The 22,236-nt window shown below is 66.5% G+C and carries 13 protein-coding genes and 1 tRNA gene; 7 read left to right on the plus strand and 7 right to left on the minus strand.

The genetic code is table 11. The features are described 5' to 3' along the window. Positions 1-185: 185 nt before the first annotated feature. Positions 186-1,871 (plus strand): FAD-dependent monooxygenase, encoded by a 1,686-nt coding sequence (locus KVP10_RS19350; protein ID WP_217966387.1) that lies wholly within the window; start codon positions 186-188, stop codon positions 1,869-1,871. Here KVP10_RS19350 and KVP10_RS19355 read toward each other — a convergent pair. The 3 genes from KVP10_RS19355 to KVP10_RS19365 form a co-directional block, all read right to left on the minus strand. Continuing rightward, positions 1,769-2,533: a GntR family transcriptional regulator gene (locus tag KVP10_RS19355; RefSeq protein WP_217966388.1), complete on the minus strand. Its 765-nt coding sequence runs from the start codon at positions 2,531-2,533 to the stop codon at positions 1,769-1,771. The genes KVP10_RS19350 and KVP10_RS19355 overlap by 103 nt on opposite strands. Further along, positions 2,526-3,608: a VOC family protein gene (locus KVP10_RS19360; RefSeq protein WP_217966389.1), complete on the minus strand. Its 1,083-nt coding sequence runs from the start codon at positions 3,606-3,608 to the stop codon at positions 2,526-2,528. Before KVP10_RS19360 ends, KVP10_RS19355 begins: the two co-directional genes overlap by 8 nt. 160 nt (positions 3,609-3,768) lie before the next feature. Continuing rightward, a complete protein-coding gene (locus KVP10_RS19365) occupies positions 3,769-4,620 on the minus strand; it encodes a fumarylacetoacetate hydrolase family protein (RefSeq protein WP_217966390.1) in 852 nt (283 codons plus the stop codon). 291 nt (positions 4,621-4,911) lie between these two features. Here KVP10_RS19365 and KVP10_RS19370 point away from each other — a divergent pair. From KVP10_RS19370 to pbpC, 3 genes are all read left to right on the plus strand, one after another. Continuing rightward, positions 4,912-4,990 (plus strand) — tRNA-Ile (locus tag KVP10_RS19370). Positions 4,991-5,311: 321 nt separating this feature from the next. Then, on the plus strand, positions 5,312-11,431 hold the full coding sequence (locus KVP10_RS19375) for an alpha-2-macroglobulin family protein (protein WP_246600853.1): 6,120 nt from the start codon (positions 5,312-5,314) through the stop codon (positions 11,429-11,431). A gap of 6 nt (positions 11,432-11,437) precedes the next feature. Then, positions 11,438-13,690 carry a penicillin-binding protein 1C gene (pbpC, locus tag KVP10_RS19380; protein WP_343218777.1) on the plus strand — a complete coding sequence of 751 codons (2,253 nt, stop codon included), beginning with the start codon at positions 11,438-11,440 and terminating at the stop codon, positions 13,688-13,690. A 256-nt stretch (positions 13,691-13,946) separates the two neighbouring features. On the opposite strand, the gene KVP10_RS19385 is transcribed toward pbpC, so the two are convergent. Further along, positions 13,947-14,084 carry a hypothetical protein gene (locus KVP10_RS19385; protein ID WP_217966391.1) on the minus strand — a complete coding sequence of 46 codons (138 nt, stop codon included), beginning with the start codon at positions 14,082-14,084 and terminating at the stop codon, positions 13,947-13,949. A 178-nt stretch (positions 14,085-14,262) separates the two neighbouring features. On the opposite strand from KVP10_RS19385, the gene KVP10_RS19390 reads away from it, so the two are divergent. The 3 genes from KVP10_RS19390 to KVP10_RS19400 all read left to right on the plus strand — a co-directional run bounded on the left by KVP10_RS19390 (position 14,263) and on the right by KVP10_RS19400 (position 17,142). Next, on the plus strand, positions 14,263-14,907 hold the full coding sequence (locus KVP10_RS19390; protein WP_217966392.1) for a hypothetical protein: 645 nt from the start codon (positions 14,263-14,265) through the stop codon (positions 14,905-14,907). A 60-nt stretch (positions 14,908-14,967) separates the two neighbouring features. Continuing rightward, a complete protein-coding gene (locus tag KVP10_RS19395; protein ID WP_217966393.1) occupies positions 14,968-15,507 on the plus strand; it encodes a hypothetical protein in 540 nt (179 codons plus the stop codon). 342 nt (positions 15,508-15,849) lie between these two features. Next, entirely contained in the window at positions 15,850-17,142 is a 1,293-nt protein-coding gene (locus KVP10_RS19400; RefSeq protein WP_217966394.1) for an aspartate carbamoyltransferase, read from the plus strand. Positions 17,143-17,325: 183 nt separating this feature from the next. Here the strand turns inward: KVP10_RS19400 and KVP10_RS19405 are convergent, their stop codons facing one another. The 3 genes from KVP10_RS19405 to KVP10_RS19415 form a co-directional block, all read right to left on the minus strand. Continuing rightward, entirely contained in the window at positions 17,326-18,228 is a 903-nt protein-coding gene (locus KVP10_RS19405) for a recombination-associated protein RdgC (protein ID WP_217966395.1), read from the minus strand. A gap of 662 nt (positions 18,229-18,890) precedes the next feature. Beyond that, positions 18,891-20,516, minus strand: a complete 1,626-nt coding sequence (locus tag KVP10_RS19410; RefSeq protein ID WP_217966415.1) for an MFS transporter — start codon at positions 20,514-20,516, stop codon at positions 18,891-18,893. A gap of 256 nt (positions 20,517-20,772) precedes the next feature. Then, positions 20,773-22,230, minus strand: a complete 1,458-nt coding sequence (locus tag KVP10_RS19415; protein ID WP_246600855.1) for a sensor histidine kinase — start codon at positions 22,228-22,230, stop codon at positions 20,773-20,775. Between the last annotated feature and the right edge of the window lie 6 nt (positions 22,231-22,236).

Below are 22,236 nucleotides of genomic sequence, written 5' to 3' on the forward strand. Positions count from 1 at the left end.
ACCCTTACTGAATCTCGTGGGGCTCCGTAGAATGCCTCGCAAATCCGGGTTGCGTCACATGGCGCGCAGTCTTGCAGGCGCCGGTGGCCCGCGAGGCCGATACGTTCTTGCGGCCGGCGGCTGCGATCGGGATTTCGTGCATCTCTTCAAGCCTATGGCGGCCAGGACGGCCCGCAGGAGCATCCATGTCCTCTGAGATTTCCGTTACTTCGCCGGGCCGCGCTCGTGTGCTGATCGTAGGGGCCGGCCCGGTGGGGCTGGCGTTGGCCATAGAACTGGGGCATCGCGGCATACCGTGCCTGCTGGTCGAGCGCAATGACCGGGTGGGCTACGCGCCGCGCGCCAAGACCACCAATGTGCGCACCCGCGAACATCTGCGCCGCTGGGGCATAGCAGACAGGCTGCGGGCTGCATCGCCCCTGGGCGTGGACTATCCCTCCAACGTGCTGTTCGTCACGCGGCTGGCCGGTGCCGAGCTGGCGCGCTTCGAGAACGCCTTTTACTGCGCGCCGGGGCGCAATCCCCTGTATTCGGAACACGCGCAATGGATTCCGCAGTATCGCGTGGAAGAGGTCATGCGCGAACACGCGCAATCGCTGCCGGGCGTGGAGTTGCGCTTCAATTGCGAATTCAAGTCGTTCGAGCAGGATGACCGCGGCGTGCGGGCCGTGCTGCTCGATCGCGTCAGCGGCGCCAGCAGCGAGGTGGCGGCGGATTTCCTGGTGGGCGCCGACGGAGCGCGCAGTTCGGTGCGCGCGGCCATTGGCGGCGCCATGCAGGGCGAGTACGGGCTTTCGCGCAACTACAACATCGTCTTTCGCGCGCCGGGGCTGGCCGCGGCGCATCGGCACGGGCCCGCCATCATGTACTGGCAAGTCAACAACGACGTCCCCAGCCTGATCGGCCCCATGGATCGGGGCGATAAATGGTTTTTCATGCCCACCAAGGTCCCCGAGAACATGAGCCGTGGCGAGCTGGACGCCGGTGCCTTGATCCGACGCGCCACCGGAATCGACTTGCCCTACGAGATCCTGAGCACCGACGAGTGGGTGGCCAGCCGGCTGATCTGCGACCGTTATCGCCGGCAGCGAGTGTTCCTGGCGGGAGATGCCTGCCACCTGCATCCGCCTTTCGGCGGCTATGGCATGAACATGGGCATCGCGGACGGCGTCGACCTGGGCTGGAAGCTGGCGGCGGTGCTGCAAGGCTGGGGCGGCCCGGCGCTGCTGGACAGCTACGAAGCCGAACGCCGCCCCGTGCACCTGCGGGTGCTGGACGAGTCGGTGGCCAACCATGCGGTGCTGGGCAACCAGCTCGTTGCCGCGGGCCTGGAGGCTGAAGGGCCCGAGGGCGACAGTGTGCGCCAGCAGGTCGGCGCGCGCATCGCCGCGGCCAAGCTGCGTGAATTTACCACTCTGGGCGTGGTGCTAGGCGACAGCTACGAGAACTCTCCGGTTGTCGCGGCCGAAGAGGGCGGTGCTTCATCAGCGGTGGATTTCATCAATTACGTGCCGTCGTCCAGGCCCGGCCGCCTGGCGCCGCATGCCTGGATGCACGACGGCAGTTCGCTGTACGACCATTTCGGCGCCGGCTTCACGCTGCTGGCCATGCCCGATGCGCCTTGCGCGGAGCTGGCCCTGGCGCGGCAGCACGCGGCCCTGCGCGGCGTGCCCCTGGATGTGGTGCAGCGTAGCGAGCCCGCATTGCCCGGCCTGTATGGTGCGCGCTATTCTCTGGTGCGCCCCGACCAGCACGTCGCCTGGCGCGGTCAGGCGTGGCCGGCGGCGGGCGAGGCCTTGTTCGACCGGGTCACCGGACGCGCTGCGCCGGCGCCCATGTGCGCCAGCACCAGGTCGGCCGTGGTCTGGTAGTGCCGTGTCAGCGCCTGGCAGGCCTGCTCGGCGTCGCCGGCCAGTATCGCGTCCACGATGTCCAGGTGCTCGCGCCGCACCTCGCTGCCGCGCCCGGGGCTGGCCACGGCCAGCGACAAGTAGCGATAGCGCGCGGTCTGGTCGCGCAACTGGGCCGAGAAGCGCTGCAGCCAGGCCGAGGCGCAGCCCTTCATCAGCGTGGCATGGAATTCGACGTGAGCCTTCTCCCAGTCCGGGCTCATATGCCTGTCCGTGCCGGGCACGGTGATGTCGATGCGCTTGAGACGGTGCAGGGCGGCGACCACCTCGGCTTCCCATGCCGGATCGGCGCGTGCGATCGCCTCGCGCAGGGCCAGTGATTCGATCTGCTGCCGCGCGAGCGTGATGTCGCGCAGGTCGTCTTCCGACAGTTCGGCCACTCGAAAACCCTTTTGATCCACAGCCACCACGAAGCCGCTGGCACACAGGCGCGACAGGGCCTCGCGCAAGGGTATGACACCGGCCCCGTAGCGGGCGGCGAGCTCTCTCAGGCGCAGCTTGGCGCCGGCTTCGAAGCGGCCGTTGATAAAGTCCTGGCGCAGGGCCTGCTCGAGTATCGAGGCCTGTGTCCGGCCGCCGGGTTCGACGCCGGCCTGCACTGCGGCGCCGCGCATTTCATTCATGGGCGGATTCCGTCCCGGCTTCGGTGTTGTGGATGAAATAGGGCGGCACGTCCGGGCCCCATTGATAAAGCGAATCTTCTGGCGGGTAGTCGCCGGCCGGCCAGTTGCTTCCGGCCGAGATGTAGTCGATGTCGGCCGAGTATTCGCAGAACGAACCCCAGGGGTCGAGCACGTAATGGAAGAAGTTCGAGCCCAGCACGTGGCGTCCGGTGCCCCAGCCTTTTTTGTAGCCGGCGGCGGCCATCTGCGAGGCCCCCTGGCCGACCTCGTCGACGCTGGCGACGTCCCATGAGGCGTGGTGCCAGCCGCGCGCGGGGCTCTTGGCGAAGGCCACCAGATGGTGATCGCAGCCGTGCGGCGCGTGCATGAAGGCGATGATGTCGGCGGAGCAGTCGGACAGGCGCAAGCCCAGCGCGTCCTGGTAAAAGCGCATTGCACGCGGTACGTCGGGCGTGAACAGCAGCACGTGCGAAAGCCGCCGCGGCCGCACTTGGCGCAGCAGCGAGCGGCAGCGCGCGCCGCGCGCGTCCGCCGGCACATGGATGTCGTCCAGCGGGCTCTTGGTGTCGGGCATGGTCTTGGAGCCCGGCTTGACCTGCAGCAGGTTGCCGTCGGGGTCGAAGAACCAGATGCCCTCGTCATGGCCGGGGATGCCGGCGCCGGTATCGCCCCCAGCGCCGACATTGACATTGCTGGCATCGACCTTGTCATGGATGCCTGCATCGGCGCCGGCGCCATGCTGCGCGAGCATATTGCCGTCGGCCTGCCGTGCGCCGGCCGCGGCCAGTTGTGCGCGCATACGTTCCAGATCGGCAGCATGGCAATTGAAGCTCAGGTAGGCCAGCGCCTTGCGCGCGCCCGGCAGTATCCGAGCCCAGCGGTGGCCGTCGGCGGCCCGCAGCTCCAGGCCGCCGGCCGTGTCCGACACGTCCAGCCCGAAGGCTGTGAAGAACTGCCGGGCGACGGCGATGTCGGGCACCGTCAGCGCGTAATGGTCGATCGAATGCACGGCGGCATGCCGGGCTTGCGCATCGGTCGATGCCGCCGAGCCCGGCTGTGCTTGATTCGGGTCCATGGATGCGAGTCTCCTTCGTGGCTGCGGGCCAAGCCCACGCGCGGGCTGCAGATTGCTGCTCGTGAATTGCGAAGCGCAGCTTGCCTGGTGTTTGTTTCAACTACAGGCCGCGTACGGATGGGGGCGGCCACGCCGCGCCCCGATCATCCGCGGTCCCGGCTCAGGCCCGGCCTTGCGCGGCTTCGTCGACGATAGGGTTGCGCAGCGGAGCGAAGCCGGTGAGCGAGATTTCGCATACATCGCCGGCATGCATCAGCAGCTTGGGCTCGCGCGCCCAGCCGATGCCGCTGGGCGTGCCGGTGACTATGACGTCGCCCGGCTCGAGCGTGATGGCGTCGCTGAGGACGGAAATGAGAGTAGGGACGTCGAAGATCATGGTTTCGGTATTGGCCGACTGCACGACCTTGCCGTTCAGGCGGGTTTCCAGTTGCAGGCCGCGACCGCCCGGCGGAACTTCGCTCGGGGTCACCAGCTCGGGCCCGAAGCCGCCGGTGGCGTCGAAATTCTTGCCCACCGTCCATTGCGGCGTCAGGAACTGGTATTCGCGCACCGAGCCGTCGTTGAACAGGGCATAGCCGCCGACGCAGTCCAGCGCATCGGCCTTGGCGATGTGGCGCCCGCCTTTTTTCAGCACCACCGCCATTTCGCCTTCGTAGTCCAGGCTGTCGGAGGCCAGGGGCCGGATGATGGGCTGGCCATGGCCCACCAGGCTGGTGTGGTAGCGCGGGAAAATGGTGGGGTACGTGGGCTGCTCGTACTTGCTTTCCTTGGTGTGGTCGGCGTAGTTCAAGCCGATGCAGAAAATCTTGGTGGGGCGCTCCAGTACTGGCAGGAAAGTGATGTCGCTTTCCGCGACGAGCCGTCCGCCGGATTGCTTCGATGCATGGGTTTCCAGGTCTACGCCCTCGGCCAGCAGCGATTCCAGCGGCGCATCGCCCAGAATGCGGATTTTGTCGCCCTCGCGGGTTCCCAGATGTTTCTTGCCTTCGAAGATGAAACGTACGTAGCGCATGGGTGTTTACCTGTGTCTATGGATTGGATGGAAAGTGGGCGGGGCAGCGCTCGGCTGCCGCGGCGGCGGGTTCGAGCCCGGGCGCGTGCCCGGCGGCCTGCTGATATCGTCCGGAACATTCTAAGTAAAAAAATATACAAAAACAATATTTATATATTTATTTAACGGCCCTATCGAACCCTGGACGGGGCGGCCGCAGCCTGCGCTGGTGCTGCACGGCTTCGCGTTCCTTGCTAGAATGGCGAGCTCAGCGCGGAAAGGGTGCCCACGGGCTACGCCCATCCTGCGTTTGCCCCTCTAGCTCATGCTTGGTTAGAGCAGCGGACTCATAATCCGTTGGTGCCGTGTTCGACTCACGGGGGGGGCACCATATTTACTTAGCAATATCAGTATCTTGAAGCCGCCACTTGCGCGGCTTTTTTCTTGTTTGCTTGCTGCTGCTGCGGCCAGAATGCGACCGGCCGCGCGAGGCTGGCCAATCGCGGGCTGCCCATCCGGGGAAAAACGGTAAGCAAATCTTCAGCTCCCACGCTTGATGTATTGCGGCGTGTATCATGCGCGGAAAAGTGGGACGGAACACCTGCGCAAGACTGCCGGCATTGCCGGCAGGCATGGCATAGCGCCGCTCCCGCTCCGACACATGCCCTGCGCGGCGCCTGGCCGCGGCGGCACGCACTGGGGAAAGAACAAGATGCTGGGACTGCGCATGCTGGCTCGAACACCGCGTCGACCGCGGGCTTTTGGACTGTCGCCGCGGCGCGGAGGCGGGCACGGCGGCAAGAGCGCATGGGCGTCCCGCCTGCTGGCTTTCGGGCTGTTGTGGGCGGCTTCGGGCGCCTGGGCGGCTCAGGTCGCGCAGTTTTTTCCGCAGGGCACCGTGGCGCGGGTGGAAAGCGTCAAGGTCTCTTTCGATGCCCCGGTGGTGGCCTTCGGCAGCGCCCAGGCGCCCGCGCCCTTCGACCTGCAGTGCGACGATGCCTCGGTCGCCGGCAGCGGACGCTGGCTGGATGCGCGCCGCTGGACTTATGTCTTTACGCATCCGCCCGGCCCGGGCGTGCAATGCCAGGCCAAGTTGCGGCCCGATTTCCGCGCCCTGGACGGCAAGCCGCTGTCGGGCCGCACGCAGTTCTCTTTTGCCACCGGCGGCCCGGTGGTGCTGTCGGTGCGCCCCGACGCCAATGTCATCGACGAAGACCAGGTCTTCATCGTGCGCTTCAACGGCGCGGTCAAGCCCGAGTCGGTGCAGGCCGGCACATGGTGCCTGGCCCAGGGCCTGGGCGAGGCGATACCGGTGCGCCTGGTCGGCGGCGAGCAGCGCAAGACCATACTCAAGGCCGCCTATATAGACAAGGATTCATGGAACGACGCAGCCATACAGGTGCTGCAGTGCAAGCGGCGCCTGCCGCCGCAGGCCAAGTTCCAACTGCGCGTGGGGCCGGGCGTGCAGGCCGTGTCCGGCGTGGCCTCGACGCAGGCCGCGGTTTCCAACTATACGGTGCGCCCGCCGTTCAAGGCCACCTTCAGTTGCCAGCGCGAGAACGCCCGGGCGGCGTGCACGCCGGTATTGCCCATCAGCCTGGATTTCAATGCCAATCTCTCGTATGCCGATGCGCAGAAGATACGCCTGAAGACGCCCGCCGGCGAGCGCAGCCCCGTGCCCGACGAGCAGTCGGCGCACGAAGGCCTGACGATGGGCGTGCGCTTTGCCGGGCCGTTCCCGGAAAACGCGCAGATGAGCATCGAACTGCCGGCCGGTCTCAAGGACGACGCCGGGCGGCCGCTGTCCAATGCCTCCGAGTTTCCGCTGCAAGTGCGCACTGCGGCGTTTCCGCCGCTGGTGAAATTCGCGGCCGCGCCCTTTGGGGTGATCGAGCGCTTCGCCAATGCGCCGCAGGGCGGGTCGGACGACGACTATCCGGCGGCGGTGCCGCTGACGCTGCGCAGCGTCGAGCAGGACTTGGCTGCGCGCGACCTGAAGGTGCCGGCGGGAACGGTCAGCGATTACGAGCCGCAAAGCGACGTCGATGTGCTGCACTGGTATGCGCGCATGCGCCGCCTCAACGAGGCGAGCTGGTCCCCGGCGCAGTTGCGCGCCATTATGGCGGACCAGGAGCCGCAGCCCGATAAGGCTGCCTCGACCGACATGCGCGAACTGCCCGTGATAGAGGGCTTGCCGGGAGTGCGCACGCTGGCGCTGCCGCAGCCCGAGAAGGGCGCGACCCGGCCCTTCGAGGTAATAGGCGTGCCGGTCGCGCCAGGCTTCCATGTGCTGGAAGTGAAGTCGGCGCGGCTGGGCGCGGCACTGATCGCGCCCGAAAAGCCCATGTATGTGCGCACGTCCGCGCTGGTCACGAATCTGGCGGTGCACCTGAAACGCGGCCGTGACGATACCCTGGTGTGGGTCACCACGCTGGACCAGGGCAAAGTGGTGCCTGATGCCGCGGTCGCGGTGCGCGATTGTTCCGGCCATTTGCTGGCCGAGGGCAAGACCGATGCCCAAGGAGTGTGGCACGACCTGGAGGCGCTGCACGCCCAGAGCTACTGCCGCGACACCGGCCTGAGCGGCCTGTTCGTCACCGCCCGCATTCCGGCCGGCCACCCGCTGGCGCGCGGCAAGGCCGATTTCGCCTTCGTGTTTTCGGACTGGGATCAAGGCATCGAGTCGTGGCGTTTCAACGTGCCCACCGATACCAGCCCCAGGCCCACCGTGGCGGCGCATACCGTGTTCGACCGCACGCTGCTGCGGGTCGGCGAGACGGTGTCGATGAAGCATTTCATACGCGAGCTGACGCGCGGCGGCATGAAGGTGCCGGATGATGCCGATCTTCCAGATACTTTGTTGATACAGCATTCCGGATCCGGACAGGAATACCGGCAGAGCCTGCATTGGGTGCATACGCCCGGCGGGGGCGCCTACGCGCAATCCAGCTTCGCCATTCCTCCGGCCGCCAAGCAGGGCGAGTACGGCGTCAGCCTGGTGCGTTCGGGCAAGGGTCGCGGCGCGCAGTCGCGGCGCTGGTTCAGCGGCATGTTCCGGGTCGAGTCGTTCAAGCTGCCGGTGCTCACCGGTAGCCTGAAGATCAGCGACGACAAGGGCGCTACGACGCTGGTGGCGCCGTCGCGGCTGGCCGCCGATGTGCAATTGGCCTATGTATCAGGTGGCCCGGCGGGCCAACTTCCGGTCAGCCTGTCGGGCGTGGCGCGCTACAGATCCGTAAGCTTCCCGGGCTACGAAGACTATTCCTTCTACCCCCCGCGGCCGGTGTCCACGGCCGAGCAGAACGGCGAGCCGGATGCGGAATCGGCCGACGAGTCGCAAACCCTGTTCCTGAACAAGCGGCGGCTGGTGCTGGATGCGCAGGGAGGCGGGCGTCTGGACATCGATGCCTTGCCGGCGTTCGACCGTCCCAAGGATCTAGTGTTCGAGGCCAGTTTTGCCGACCCGAACGGTGAGATCCAGACCTTGTCGCAGACGGTGCCGGTATGGCCCGCCGCGGTGCTGGCAGGCATCCGGGCCGATGACTGGGTGCAGGCGGGCAAGCCCGTGGGCGTGCGCACCGTGGCGCTGGACACCGCCGGCCGGCCGCAGGCCGGCGCGGCGATCACCGTGCAGGCGCGGCGCATCATGACTTATTCGGCCCGCAAGCGCATGGTGGGCGGCTATTACAGCTATGACAATCACACCGAGGTGCAGCAACTGGGCACGGTGTGCCAGGGCAAGACCGACGCGCGCGGCGAGTTCCGCTGCTCGGCGCAGGTAAAGGGGCCGGGGTCTATCGAGCTGGTGGCCAGCGTGACCGACGCCCAGGGCAGGGTCGCGCGCGCCGGGGCCTCGACCTGGGTGCTGGGCGCCGACGAGCTCTGGTTCGGTGGCCAGAACGACGACCGTATCGACATCATTCCGGAAAAGAAAAGCTACCGGCCCGGGGAAACCGCGAGCTTCCAGGTGCGCATGCCGTTTCGTGAGGCCACGGCGCTGGTCGCGGTGGAACGCGAAGGCGTGCTGGACACGCGGGTAGTGCATCTGCAGGGCAATAATCCCACGGTCCGCTTGCCCGTGCAGGCGCAGTGGGGGCCGAATGTCTATGTGTCCGTGCTGGCGTTGCGCGGCCGCTTGCGCGAGGTGCCGTGGTATTCGTTCTTCACCTGGGGCTGGCGCCAGCCGCGGGCCTGGTATCGCCAGTACTCGCAGCACGACCGCGAGCCCTATCAACCGGCCACGGCCTTGATCGACTTGTCCAAGCCCGCGTTCCGCTACGGCCTGGCCGAGATCAAGGTGTCCGACAGCCGTGAACAACTGGTGGTCAAGGTAAGCACCGACAAGAAGACCTACCAGGTGCGCGGCAAGGCGCAGGTGTCTATACAGGTGAGCCTGCCCGACGGCAGCCCGGCGGCCAACGGCGAGGTGGCTTTTGCCGCCGTCGACCAGGCGCTGCTGGAACTGATGCCCAACGACAGTTGGGACCTGCTGGGCGCCATGCGCCGGCGGCGCAACTACGGCGTGCAGACCGCTACTGCGCAGATGCAGGTGGTCGGGCGGCGCCATTACGGCCGCAAGGCCTTGCCCGCTGGCGGTGGAGGCGGTAAGAGTCCGACACGCGAGTTGCTCAATACGCTGCTGCTCTGGAAGCCCGCAGTGCAACTGGACAAGGACGGCAAGGCCAGCATCACGGTGCCCCTGAACGATGCCATCACGCGCTTCAAGCTGGTGGCGGTGGCCGATTACGGCGCCGAGCGTTTCGGCACCGGCAGCGCCAGCATCGCCAGCACGCAGGACCTGCAGTTGATTCCGGGCCTGCCGGCGCTGGTGCGCGGCGGCGACCGCTACGAGGCCATGGTGACCGTGCGCAACACCACGACGCACGCGATGGACGTGGAGGTCCATGCGTCCTATGCGGGTGAACGGAACGCCGCTTCCGGCCCGGGCGCTTCGGCGGGCCAGCGGCCGCAAGCGGCCAAGGGCCAGGGTCAAGACACGGGCGCCGCGGCCGGCCAGTCGCTGCCCGCGCGCACTGTGCATGTGGCCGCAGGGGCTGCCGGCATCGTGCATTGGATGCTGCAGGCGCCGCCCGCGCGCGGCACGGGTGCTGCCGAGCAACTGCAATGGGATCTGCAAGCCCGCGAACTGGGCGCCGCGGCGCCGGCCCGCGATCATTTGCGCATCGCCCAGACACTGATCGCCGCCGTGCCTGTCACGGCCCAGCAAGCCACGCTGCTGGCCGTGGACGCGCAGCATCCGCCCGTGGCCCTGCCGGTGGCGGTGCCGCCCGGCGCCCTGACCAGCCCCGACGGCCGCGCGCTCGGCGGCCTCGACGTCACGCTGCAGTCCACGCTGGCCGGAGGCCTGCCCGGCGTGCGGCAATGGTTCGAACGCTATCCATACACCTGCCTGGAACAGCTCACTTCCACCGCGCTGGGCCTGCGCAGCGCGCAGCGCTGGCAGACCTTGCAGCAGCGGATCGCCAGCTATGTGGACGCGGATGGCCTGCTGAGCTATTTCCCCGGCATGCGCTACGGCAGCGAGGTGCTGACCGCCTACGTACTGTCGGCGACCAGCGAGGCGCAGGCGCTGGGCCTGCCCTATAAGCTGCCCGACAATGTCCTGCAGTCCATGCGCCAGGGCCTGTTGGCCTTTGTGCAAGGCAAGATACAGCGCCGTTCCTGGGCGCCGCAGCGCGATCTCGATGAACGCAAGCTGCTGGCGCTGGAAGCCCTGTCCCGCATCGGCGCGGTTACGCCCTCGCTGCTGGACAGCATCGCCATCGCGCCCGACCGTTGGCCGACCTCGGCGGTGATCGACTGGCTGGCGGTGCTGCAGCGGGTGCCCGCCATTCCCGGGCGCGCCGCCAAGCTGCAGAAAGCCACCCAGGTGCTGCGCGCGCGCCTGCTGGATCGCGGCACCGAGATGGTTTTCCCCAATGACCCGGACAACGACTGGTGGTGGCTGATGGTCAACCCCGAGGTCAACCTGGCCAAGCTGATGCTGACCGTCATCGGCCAGCCCGGCTGGGAACAAGACGTGCCGCGCATGGCGCAAGGGCTGCTGCATGCGCAGCACCGCGGCGCCTGGAGCACCACCACTGCCAATCTGCTCGGCAGCCTGGCCATCCAGAAGTTCGCGCAGCACTACGAGACCACGCCGGTCTCGGGCCGCGTCGGGGTGCGCATGACTACGCAGCCGGCCGGTGCGACGGTGGACTGGAATGCGTTGCCGGCCAAGGACGGCGTGCGTTCCAAAGAACTGCTCATACCCTGGGCCGCGGCCAGCGACAGCCTGTTGATAGAGCCGCAAGGCAAGGGCCAGGGCTGGGCCACCGTGCGCTCGATGGCCGCGGTGCCGGTCTCCAGGCCGCTGATGGCGGGCTTTGCCGTTACCCGCAAGGTCAGCGCAGTGTCGCAGGCCAAGCCGGGCGTCTGGTCGCGCGGCGACGTGTACCGGGTGCAGATCGAGGTCGTTGCCAAGACGCCCGGCACCTGGGTGGTGGTGAACGATCCGGTGCCGGCGGGAGCCACCATACTGGGCAGCGGCCTAGGACGCGACTCGGCGATTGCCGCGCAGCCTTCGGATGCGGCGGAACAAACGGCCGCGTGGCCCAGCTTCGTGGAGCGCGGTTTCGATTCCTATCGGGCCTATTACGAGTATCTGCCGCAAGGCAAGAGCCTGGTGGAATACACCGTGCGGCTCAATACTCCCGGGCAGTTCCAGTTGCCGCCCACGCGCGTCGAGGCGATGTACCAGCCCGATGTGTTCGGCGTGCTGCCCAATAATCGGCCGCTGGATGTGCAAGTCGGCGCCGATGATGCCCGGTGAAGTGCGATGACAGCCGCTGATGCGCCGCGCGGGCCGGCCGGGCGGCGGTCACGCAGGGTAGCGCTGCTTGCAGTGCTGCTAGTCACGCTGGCCGTGCTGGTCCTGGCCTTGGCGATGGGCTTGCGGGCCGCGGACCGCGACGGCGGCGCCGCGCTGCCCAGCTACCGGCAGGCCAGGCTCGATTACCGGGCTTCGGATGTACGCATCCTCGATCGCCACGGCGCCTTGCTGGAACGTGTGCGCCTTGATTACCGCGGCCGGCGCGGCGACTGGGTGGATCTGCGCGATATATCCCCGGCGCTGCAGCAAGCCGTGATTCTCTCGGAAGACCGGCGCTTTTACCAGCATGCGGGGGTGGACTGGATAGCGGCGGCCGCAGCGGCCTGGGGCAATCTCTGGCATACGCGGCGGCGCGGCGCGTCGACTCTTAGCATGCAACTGGTGGCCATGCTCGAGCCCGGCTATGGCCGCGGGCGCGAAGGGCGCAGTTTGAGGCAGAAGTTCGAGCAGGCCATGCAGGCGCGGCGGCTCGAGCGGCATTGGAGCAAGCCGCAGATCCTCGAGGCCTACCTCAACCTGGCGGCTTTCCGCGGCGAGCTGGTGGGCGTGGATGCCCTGTCGCGCGTGTTGTTCGGCAAGCATCCCAGCGGCTTGAACGCGCGCGAGGCTGCGCTGGCCGCGGTGCTGCTGCGCGGGCCCAATGCGTCGCCCGGCGTGCTGCGGCGGCGCGCCTGCCGCCTGCTCGGCGAAATGGGAGACGGCGGCGAATGCACCGGGCTCGCGGGTTTCGTGCGGCTCAGCCTGGAAAAGGCGGCGGGTCCGCTGGCCGACACCGACAGCCTGGCGCCGCAGTTTGCGCGCTGGCTGCTGCAGCGTCATCCGGCGGCGGCAGGGCAGTCGCTGGCCACGACCATAGATGGCGGCCTGCAGCGCTATGTGCTGGACAGCGTGGACCGCAATGTGCGCGCGCTGCGCGAGAGCAATGTGCGCGATGCCGCGGTGGTGGTGCTGGACAATCGCAGCGGCCAGGTGCTGGCCTACGTCGGTTCCAGCGGGCCCATGCTGTCGCTCACGCCGCAGGTGGACAACGCGCGTTCGCTGCGCCAGGCCGGCTCCACGCTCAAGCCCTTCCTGTACGCCCAGGCCCTGCAGCAGGAACGCCTGACCGCGGTGTCGCTGCTCGACGATGCGCCGCTGAACCTGCCCACGGGCGGCGGCTTGTATATCCCGCGCAATTACGACAACCAGTTTTCCGGCTGGGTCAGCGTGCGCACCGCGCTGGCCTCGTCGCTGAACATCCCCGCGGTGCGCACGCTGGTCATGGTCACGCCCGATGCCTTCCAGCAACGCCTGCTGCGTCTTGGCCTGCCGCTGGATCACAGTGGCGACTACTACGGCTACAGCCTGGCGCTGGGCAGCGCCGACGTCACCTTGCTGAGCCTGACCAATGCCTACCGGGCTCTGGCCAATGAAGGCCGCTATTCCGAGGCGCACGTGTTGCCCGGGACGCCGGCCGGGCCCTGGAGCCGCGTGTACACGCGCGCGGCGGCCTGGGTGGTGGGCGACATACTCTCGGACCGGCACGCGCGCGCCCGCACCTTCGGCATGGACAGCCCCCTGACCACGCCGTTCTGGACGGCAGTCAAGACCGGCACCAGCAAGGACATGCGCGACAACTGGACGGTAGGATGGTCGCGCCGCTATACAGTGGGAGTGTGGGTAGGCAACAGCCACGGCGACAGCATGCGCAAGGTCTCGGGCGTATCGGGCGCCGGCCCCATCTGGCACGATGTCATGGCGCGCCTGGAGTCCGGCGCCAGCGCCAGCGAGCCCGGCATGCCGCCGGAAGTGAGCCGGCGCCACGTCAGTTTCGACGGCGGTATAGAGCCCGATCGCAGCGACGTATTCATCGGCGACACCGCCATCGATCGCGTGAGGCTGCGGGCGCCGCTGGTGCGCGCCGAACCCGTGGCGCTGCGCATTGCCCAGCCGGTGGACGGCACCATCCTGGCGCTCGACCCGGACATCCCGCCGCTGAACCAGAAAGTCTGGCTGCGCGCCGCGGGCCTGTCCGGCCAGGCTGCGCAAAACGTGCGCTGGCAGGTGGACGGCAAAGATGTCGGAACCGGAGCCGAAACGCCCTGGGCGCCATGGCCCGGCCGGCATCGGGTGGAGCTATTGGACGGGAAGGGGCAACTGCGGGATAGCGCCGTCATCGAAGTGCGTGGCGCCGTGCTGAAACAGGCGGCCGCGCAGTGAGGCCGGCCACGTGCCGTGGCTATGGTGCGCGGGATTTGGGTTTTTGATTATCGGGCCGGCCCGTCAGGCCGGCCTTGCGCCGGAAAATTGCGTCGAAAAATCGATCGCCCAAAATAATCTGCTTGGGCCATAATGATTAAATAATGCGCCCTGATTATTTTTTAAATTCGCCGGGCTTTTAAATGACTGTTCGAGCCGAAGGAGGCAACTACTAAAGCAATCTTGCTCGAATGGCGATTATTCAAATGCTTTATTTTTAGCTGGTGCTGCCAGTTTCCTGAGCCTTGATCATGTGTTCGCCATGGGCGATGATCAGTCCGAACGCGACGGCGAAAACCAGTGTGATGATGGCCACGACCAGGCCGGCGGAAAATTTGGGTTTATTGTCAGCCACGAGGCTCTCCAGAAATCAAATGCCGAACAACTGTGCAATATGCCAGCGTACGGCTTACGTTGTCATGAAACATGGCGGATTTTGCGGATAAAACTTGTTGCTCGGGCAATGCCGCCATGCTGTTAAACTTGCCCATATTAATACCATCAGCCGTGCATTATGCACCACGAGGGAGCTCATGAAGACAATCCGCATGCTAGGCAGAATCGCCGTACCCGCCAGCCTGATGTTGCTGGCCGCTTGCCAAAATATGCCCCACAAGAATGTCAGTGCCAGCACGCCGGCGCAGTCCACGACTGCGTCGGCTGCCACGCCGTCCACGGCGACACCGTCATCGGCTCCCGGCACGACCGAACACCAGGGCACGCAGCAAGGGGCCTCCGTGGGCGTCTTCCTGGCCGATACCCAGTTGCAGCAGGGCTGGACCCCGGTCAAGCTTGCCGATGGCACCTTGTACGTCAATCCGCGGCCGGTGCTCACCCGGGTCGATCTCACCGGCATACGCGCCGGCGCCAACAAAGAAGGAACGGGGCTGCTGGCGCTCGAGCTGAACTCGGCCGCCAGGCAGAAAATCACCGATGTCACCACCCAGAATCCCAACAAGCGCCTGGTGTTGGTGGTGGGGCGCACCATGATGGCCGCGCCGGGCTATTCCCGTCCGGTCACGTCGCAAGAGCTGGTGTTCGCGGTCGGTTCCGAGCAGAACGCCACGGCCGCGGCCCGGGCCATTGCGGGAAACGATACCGGCTCGCAGCAAACGCCGGCGGCGTCTCCGGCGCCTGCGTCGTCGGCCCCTTCTTCTAGCACCGCCCAGCCTCGTTGATCCAGGCAAGACGACACGTCGCCAGGCAACCCAGCAGAGACCGACATCGTGGCCGATGACATGAATCCGAGTCCAGGGCGTGCCTGGCAGACTTCGGCTTACCAGGCCATGGGCGGGCTGCTGGCCCTGGGCTTCAAGTTCGTGGCCTGGCTCAACGGCCTGGGCGTGCTCCTGATCATTTTCTGCTCGCTGGGCCTGATCCAGACCGATCTCACGGCCGCCGAGCTGCGCCTGCCTCTGGTCGCTTTCACCGGCGGGCTGGCCTTGTGCGGGCTGGCCCTGTTCTGGTCCTATCTGGTGCAGGCCAGCCTCTTCAACCAGCTCGTCTCGGGCCATGCCCGGCGTACGCACTGGATTCCGCTGTCCTGCGCGATCATCGCCTATGCCCTGAGCCTGGTCGTGTTCATGGCGGGCTGCTGGTTCACGCTGGGCGTGTCCAGCCTGGCGGCGCATGCTTCCGATTCCGGCTACTCGCAGCCTTCCGAAGGCGATGGCGACAACGGTGGCGATGACGATGCCGCGCCGCAGGACCAATCCGGCGTGCCGCAGTTCGAAGTGCCGGAGCAGCGGCCGGCGTTGGCGCGCGCACCGCGGGCCTGATTACGCCGGCCTTCGATCCGGGCAGATGCTCCGATCAAGGGGCCCGTGATCCCGACCAGGGCGGCGCGGGCCGGCTGCACGGCTCTCGTGCGGCCCGCGAGCCAATGCAGGGATGATCTCCCAAAAGGGGCGCCCAAAGTTTTTGCCCGCCCGTCTACCCACCCGGCCTGTTTTCAAGCGGCGTTGGCTATATCCGGCTCGTGCTCGTCTCGGTACAAGCCGGGGGGGGGGGCGTCGCACCCTGTGGTTTTTTTGGCACCTGCCTCGATCTTGCTCGCAAATCGCTGCGCCTAGGAATAATATACGCACTGCGTATATCTCAATCCCAGCCCGGAGCCATCCATGTCTGTCTCGCAACAGGTCTTTTTACGCGACGCCATGCGCCGCCTGAACCTTACCCGTGATATTTTTGCCGCCCGCATCGGCGTCAAGCGCCGTGCCCTGGATACCTGGCTGCTACCGGAAGGTTCGCAGGAATTCCGCGCCATGCCCGAAGTGGTGACGCGCTTCGTGACGGAAATCGTCGAAAACGACACGCTGCTGCAAAAATATGCGCAAAGCGCACAATCCGGCCCGTTGCGCGACAGAATTGCCTACGAAGGCAAGCATCAGCTCTTGTCCGTGGACCAGTTTTCCCGCGAGTCCGTGGAAGAGCTATTCCGTGTCGCCGACCAGATGCAGCCCATAGCGCGGCGCCACAAGGTTTCGCGGGTGCTGGAAGGCGCTGTGCTGGGCAATCTGTTCTTCGAGGCCAGCACCCGTACCCGGGTCAGTTTCGGCGCGGCCTTCTGCCGCCTGGGCGGCTCGGTCTGCGACACCACCGGCTTTACCTTTTCTTCGATGGCCAAGGGCGAGTCCATCTACGACACCAGCCGCGTGATGAGCGGCTATGTAGATGCCATGGTGATCCGCCATCCCGAGAAGGGTTCGGTGGCCGAGTTTGCGCACGCCACCAATATTCCGGTGGTCAACGGCGGCGACGGCCCGGGCGAGCACCCCAGCCAGGCGCTGCTCGACCTCTACACCATCCTGACGGAGTTCTCGCGTCTGGGCAAGCTGCTGGACGGCGCGCACATCGCAATGGTGGGCGACCTGAAGTACGGCCGCACAGTGCATTCGCTCATCAAGCTGCTGGCGCTGTATCGCGGGCTGAAGTTCACGCTGATCTCGCCGCGCGGCCTGGAGATGCCCGAGTACATCCTGCAGCAGGCCGGCCGGCACGGCCACGTCATCGAGCAGACCAATTCGCTGGAACAGGGCCTGCCCGGCGTCGACGTGATCTACGCGACGCGAGTGCAGAAAGAACGTTTCGCTGCCGAAGAGCTGGAAGGCTATACGCCGGATTTCCAGGTCAACAAGGCCATCATCGACAAGTGCTGCGGCCCCGACGTGATCGTCATGCATCCGCTGCCGCGCGACAGCCGCGAGGGCGCCAACGACCTGAGTGTGGACTTGAACCACGATCCGCGCCTGGCGATCTTCCGCCAGACCGACAACGGCATACCGGTGCGCATGGCGATCTTTGCCGTGCTGCTGGGGGTCGAAGGCCTGGTGCAGCATTCGCTGCGCGATGTGACCTGGGCGCCGCCCTCGCACGTCGGCCCCGACGACAGCCCCTTCCACGGCCTGGACTAGGGGCCCGTACGCTTTTAAAGGGCAGGGCGCGGCTGCCTTGCGCAGCCCGCGTCGCCGCGTGCGGGCTTGCGGCCTCGGGACGGTGCAGCCCGCGCGCATAGTCCCGGACCGGCCCCGCAAACTTCGCGGGCACGGAAGATAAAGCGCAGCGCGCCTCGGCTGAAGTGCGGCGCGCTCGGGGCTTCAAACGGCCTTTTTCTCGCCTCCCAGCGCCTCTACCAGGGCGTCGAGCATGCGCGCGAGCTCTCCGGTCATCAGCGCCATGTCGGAATCGAACTGCTCGTCTTCGTTGCGGCCGGCGCTTTCCTGGTTTTCGCGCAGCACGTCCAGCGGAGTGATGCGCTTGATGTCCAGGCCGTCGGTCAGCACGAAGGAAACCCGGTCGGCCCAGGTCAGCGCCAGGCGCGTGCACTGCTTGCCCGCGCGCACATGCTTCTGCACTTCGTCGATGTCCATGCTCTGGCGCACATAGCGCACCGCGGCGCGGTTCTCGCTGGTGGAGCGCAGTTCCGTGTCCTGGTCTATGCTGAACCCGGCCGGTGCCTCGTCGCCGATCAGCCACTCGGTCATGGCCGAGGCCGGCGATTGCTCGACGTGCAGCAGCGCCACGGGGAAGGGATCCAGGGCCTTGGCCAGCATGCCCATGACCTCGTCGCACTTGGCCGCGGCCGCCGCATCCACCACCAGCCAACGATTCTGCGTGTCGATCCAGACCCGCGTGTCGCGGTAGATGCTGAAGGCGCGCGGAGTCAGCTCGTCCACGACCTGTTCCTTGATTTCCTTCATTTGCCGGCGGCCCGGCTTGTAGCCTTGCTGCTCTTCGATTTCCTGGGCGCGGGCGCGCGCCACCTGGTTGACCACCGTGGACGGCAGCAGCTTCTTCTCGGCGCGCAGGCTGAGCAGGTACTGGCCGTTGGCGGCATACACCAGGCCCGAGTTCTCGCGCGGTGCGATCCAGCCCAGGCTTTGCATTTCCTGGGCGTTGCCGGGTTGGAAGGCCTGCGTTTCGAGCGCGGCTTCGAGCGCTTCGGCTGTGCAGGACCAGGAGGGGGACAGACGGAATACTTTGAGATTTTTAAACCACATGACTCGTATATCTGAAGGGCGGCGAGCGCCGCATGCGGCGCCTTGCGCTTGCGGTCGCCGTCGCGGCGGCTGAGCGCCGCGGCTGCTGACCTTGCTGAAAAGGGAGCGCCGATTGTAGTGCCATTTGGCTCGGGATTCGGGCCTGCGGCCCAGGCGCGTGTCGTGCGGCCGGGGATGCCCCGCATGGCTGCCCTGATTTTTGTATGGAAGTTTTACGAAAAAAACGGCCCGGATTGCCGTGAGGCACCGGGCCGATACGGGAGCACACAATGTTGCGCCATAAAAAGGCTCGCGGGGAACGCAACATCAGTGATAGAAAACAGCTCGCGCAACTAAAGAAACAGGGGGATCAGTAGTTCTATAGTTTGGATTCGCAAGCTCTTTCTATGTCTAGGATTCTAGACATGTACTCTGACGTTCGCCTGAACCGAAAACCTTTGGCGCCAGACACTTATATGCACATTTATTGCATATATCGGGCAGCCGCCTGCAGCGGCTTGCGCGCGGCGGGAACACAAGGCCGAGACTTATGGCCGCGGGCCCCGAAGCCCGCACGGTAAAGCCACGAGAGCCTGAAGCACAAGAACGCGAAACAAGGCCGCGGAACCCGAAACGAGGCCTTGCGGATTATCCCTTTGTGATCTCTTTGTGCGCGCCGCACGTCAGGCGTTGATATCGGTGCCGCGCGTTTCCCGTACGAACAGGGTGCCCACCACCACCGCCAGCAGCGCGATCAGCACGGGGTACCACAGCCCGTCGTAGATATTGCCGGTGGCCGCGGCGATGGCGAAGGCCGCCGGCGGCACGAAGCCGCCGAACCAGCCGTTGCCTATGTGGTAGGGCAGGCTCATCGAGGTATAGCGGATGCGCGTGGGGAACATTTCCACCAGCGTCGCCGCGATCGGCCCATACACCATGGTCACCAGCACCACCAGCAGCGTCAGCAGCAGCACGATCATGATGTAGTTCATCTGCGTCGGGTCGGCCTTGGCCGGATAGCCGTGGTCGCGGATGGCCGCCGTCATGGTCTTTTGCAGGTCCGACATGCGCTGCGCGAATTCGGCCCGGCTCAGGCCCTTGCCCTCGAAGGACGTGAAGACGTCCTTGCCGATGCGCGCCCGCGCCACCGAGCCGGCGGGCGCCGCCTGGTTGGTGTAGTTGACCGAGTGGCCGGCCATGAAGGACTTCAGGATGTCGCAGGAACTGTTGAAGGACAGTATGCCTACCGGGTTGAACTGGAAGGAGCAGGCGGCGGGGTCGGCGATGATGGTGACGGGCGATTCCCGGTGGGCTTTCTCCAGCGCCGGGTTGGCGAAGTGCGTCAAGCCCTTGAACACGGGAAAATAGGCCAGCGCCGCGATCAGGCAGCCGGCCATGATGATGGGCTTGCGGCCGATGCGGTCCGACAGCGAGCCGAAGATCACGAAGCAGGGCGTGCCCAGCAGCAGGGCCAGGGCGATCATGATGTTGGCCGTGTTGGCCTCGACCCCCAGGATCTTGGTCAGGAAGAACAGGGCGTAGAACTGGCCCGTGTACCACACCACGGCCTCGCCCATGGTCAGGCCGAACAGGGCCAGCAGCACGATCTTCAGGTTGTTCCAGCGCGCAAAGGAATCGCGTATCGGCGCCTTGGAGCCGCGGCCGGCCGCCTGCATTTTCTTGAAGGCGGGCGATTCGTTCAGGCGCATGCGGATCCACACCGAGATACCCAGCAGCACCGAAGAAATCAGGAAGGGCGCGCGCCAGCCCCAGTCCAGGTAGGTCTCGTCGCCCAGCACGCTGCGTATGCCCAGCACCAGCAGCAGCGACAGGAACAGGCCCATGGTGGCCGTGGTCTGGATCCAGCTCGTGTAGAAGCCGCGGCGGTGCGGCGGGGAATGTTCGGCCACGTAGGTGGCCGCGCCGCCGTATTCGCCGCCCAGGGCCAGGCCCTGCAGCATGCGCAGCGCGATCAGGATGATGGGGGCGGCGATGCCGATCGAGCTGTAAGAGGGCAGCACCCCGACCATGAAGGTGGACATGCCCATGATCAGGATGGTGACCAGGAAAGTGTATTTGCGGCCCACCATGTCGCCCAGGCGGCCGAACAGCAGGGCGCCGAAGGGCCGCACCGCAAAGCCCGCCGCGAAGGCCAGCAGCGCGAAGACGAAGCCGGCGGTGGGGTTGACGCCCGAAAAGAAATGGGAGGCGATGATGGCGGCCTGCGAGCCGTACAGGAAAAAGTCGTACCACTCGAACACCGTGCCCAGGGAAGACGCAAAGACCACGCGGCGCTCGCCCGGCGTCATGGGCCGGTGCGCGGCGCTGCGTGCGTCGCTGCTAGCTGGCTTGGAATAGGCGAGGCCGGCCCGGTTCATGGTGGCGTGATCCGATGGGTTTCCTGTGCTGGGTGCGTCGTGCCGGGCGTTTGCGCCATGCGCATGCGGCCCGCTGCAGCCCGAAAGTTAGGCAATATTGCTGACGCCACGCTGACGCGGCGGCGCCGGGCTTGCACTGGCTTCGAGGCAAAGGCCGGCGCTGGCTGACGTACAGCTGGCGCCGGCCTCATGCCTCCAGGCCCGCCGCGTCGTCTCGGTATGGGTCGTCGTCCTCGTTTCCGGGGAATGTCACGCGCAGCCGCGTGCCGGGCAGGGCGGCGGGGCGCTGCGGCGCCAGGAACTCGATGCGCGCGCCGTGCTGCTCGGCGATTTCCTTGACGATGGACAGGCCCAGGCCGCTGCCGTCGGCATCGCTGCCCAGCACGCGGAAGAAGCGGTCGAAGACGCGTTCGCGGTTTTCGCCGGCGATGCCGGGGCCCGAGTCCTCTACCTCGATGTAGGGTGCGCCGGCATCGCTGCCCACGCGCACGCTGACCTGGCCGGGCGCCGGCGTGTACAAGAGGGCATTGTCGATCAGGTTGCCCAGCAGTTCGGCCAGCATCAGGGCGTCGCCATGCACCGAGACATCGTCGGGGGCGGGGTCGAAACCCAGGTCCAGCCCCTTGCGCATGGCCGCCGGCACCCATTCCAGCGTCTGCCGGCGCGCCAGTTCGTTCAGTTCGACGCTGTCGGCGCCGGCCCGTTCGGGCTGTTCGGCGCGCGCCAGCGCCAGCAACTGATTGACCAGGCGCGTCGCGCGTTCGGAGCCCCTGATCAGTTGGCGCAGGCTGGCGTCCAGGCTGTCGGTGTCGGGCGCGCGCAGCGCCAGCTCGGCCTGCGTGCGAATACCTGCCAGCGGCGTCTTGAGCTGGTGCGCGGCGTTGGCGACGAAACGCCGCTGTGTTTCGGTGCTGGCCGCCAGGCGCGCCAGCAGGTCGTTCATGGCGGCCACCAGCGGCATGATCTCGGCCGGCGCCAGTTCGTCGCTGATGGGCGAGAGATCGTTGGGCATGCGTTCGCGCAAGCGTTCCTGCATCAGGGACAGCGGCTCCAGGCCATGCGTCATGCCCAGCCCGGCCAGCAGCGCCGCCAGCGGCAGCACGATCAATTGCGGCGTGAGCATGCCGGTGAGGATTTCCTGCTGCAGCGTGGCGCGCAGTTCGTTGGTCTCGCTGACCACGGTCAGAAAGGCCTGGCCGGAAAGATCCTTGCCTCCCCACAGGTAGGCGATGCGCACACTGCGCCCGTCGGCGTGGGCGTTGCGGAAATGGACGTGGTCGGTATCGTAGGGCCAGTCCGGCGGCAGCGGAATATCGCGGCTGCCGGCCAGCCAGGTGCCGTTGGCATCCTGGATGCTCCAGTATGTGGGGTGCTCGTGGTCGCCGGTCAGGATGGTGTGGGCCGAGGGCGAAAGTTCCAGCCCTTGCGCGATGTGCTGCTGTTCGACCTCGTGCTTGAGCAGGCGCAGGTGGTCGGCCAGGGTACGGTCATAGGGCGCGTTGGCGATGTTCTGGGCGATGAAATAAGTGATGACGATGCCGATGGTCCAGAGCAGGAACAGCGGCCCGAACATCCACACCAGGATCTTGCTGAGCAGGGTCCGGTTGGCTTTTTTCCGGCGGCGTGCGGAACGGAAGGGAAACAAGGCGGG

The organism is Candidimonas humi (assembly GCF_019166065.1).
Classification (GTDB): domain Bacteria; phylum Pseudomonadota; class Gammaproteobacteria; order Burkholderiales; family Burkholderiaceae_B; genus Candidimonas; species Candidimonas humi.

Excerpts from the sequence above, each read along its gene's own strand:
- KVP10_RS19350 (WP_217966387.1), top strand. The coding sequence starts at position 186 with ATGTCCTCTGAGATTTCCGTTACTTCGCCGGGCCGCGCTCGTGTGCTG.
- KVP10_RS19355 (WP_217966388.1), bottom strand. The coding sequence starts at position 2,533 with ATGAATGAAATGCGCGGCGCCGCAGTGCAGGCCGGCGTCGAACCCGGC.
- KVP10_RS19360 (WP_217966389.1), bottom strand. The coding sequence starts at position 3,608 with ATGGACCCGAATCAAGCACAGCCGGGCTCGGCGGCATCGACCGATGCG.
- KVP10_RS19365 (WP_217966390.1), bottom strand. The coding sequence starts at position 4,620 with ATGCGCTACGTACGTTTCATCTTCGAAGGCAAGAAACATCTGGGAACC.
- KVP10_RS19375 (WP_246600853.1), top strand. The coding sequence starts at position 5,312 with ATGCTGGGACTGCGCATGCTGGCTCGAACACCGCGTCGACCGCGGGCT.
- pbpC (WP_343218777.1), top strand. The coding sequence starts at position 11,438 with ATGACAGCCGCTGATGCGCCGCGCGGGCCGGCCGGGCGGCGGTCACGC.
- KVP10_RS19390 (WP_217966392.1), top strand. The coding sequence starts at position 14,263 with ATGAAGACAATCCGCATGCTAGGCAGAATCGCCGTACCCGCCAGCCTG.
- KVP10_RS19395 (WP_217966393.1), top strand. The coding sequence starts at position 14,968 with ATGAATCCGAGTCCAGGGCGTGCCTGGCAGACTTCGGCTTACCAGGCC.
- KVP10_RS19400 (WP_217966394.1), top strand. The coding sequence starts at position 15,850 with ATGTCTGTCTCGCAACAGGTCTTTTTACGCGACGCCATGCGCCGCCTG.
- KVP10_RS19405 (WP_217966395.1), bottom strand. The coding sequence starts at position 18,228 with ATGTGGTTTAAAAATCTCAAAGTATTCCGTCTGTCCCCCTCCTGGTCC.
- KVP10_RS19410 (WP_217966415.1), bottom strand. The coding sequence starts at position 20,516 with ATGACGCCGGGCGAGCGCCGCGTGGTCTTTGCGTCTTCCCTGGGCACG.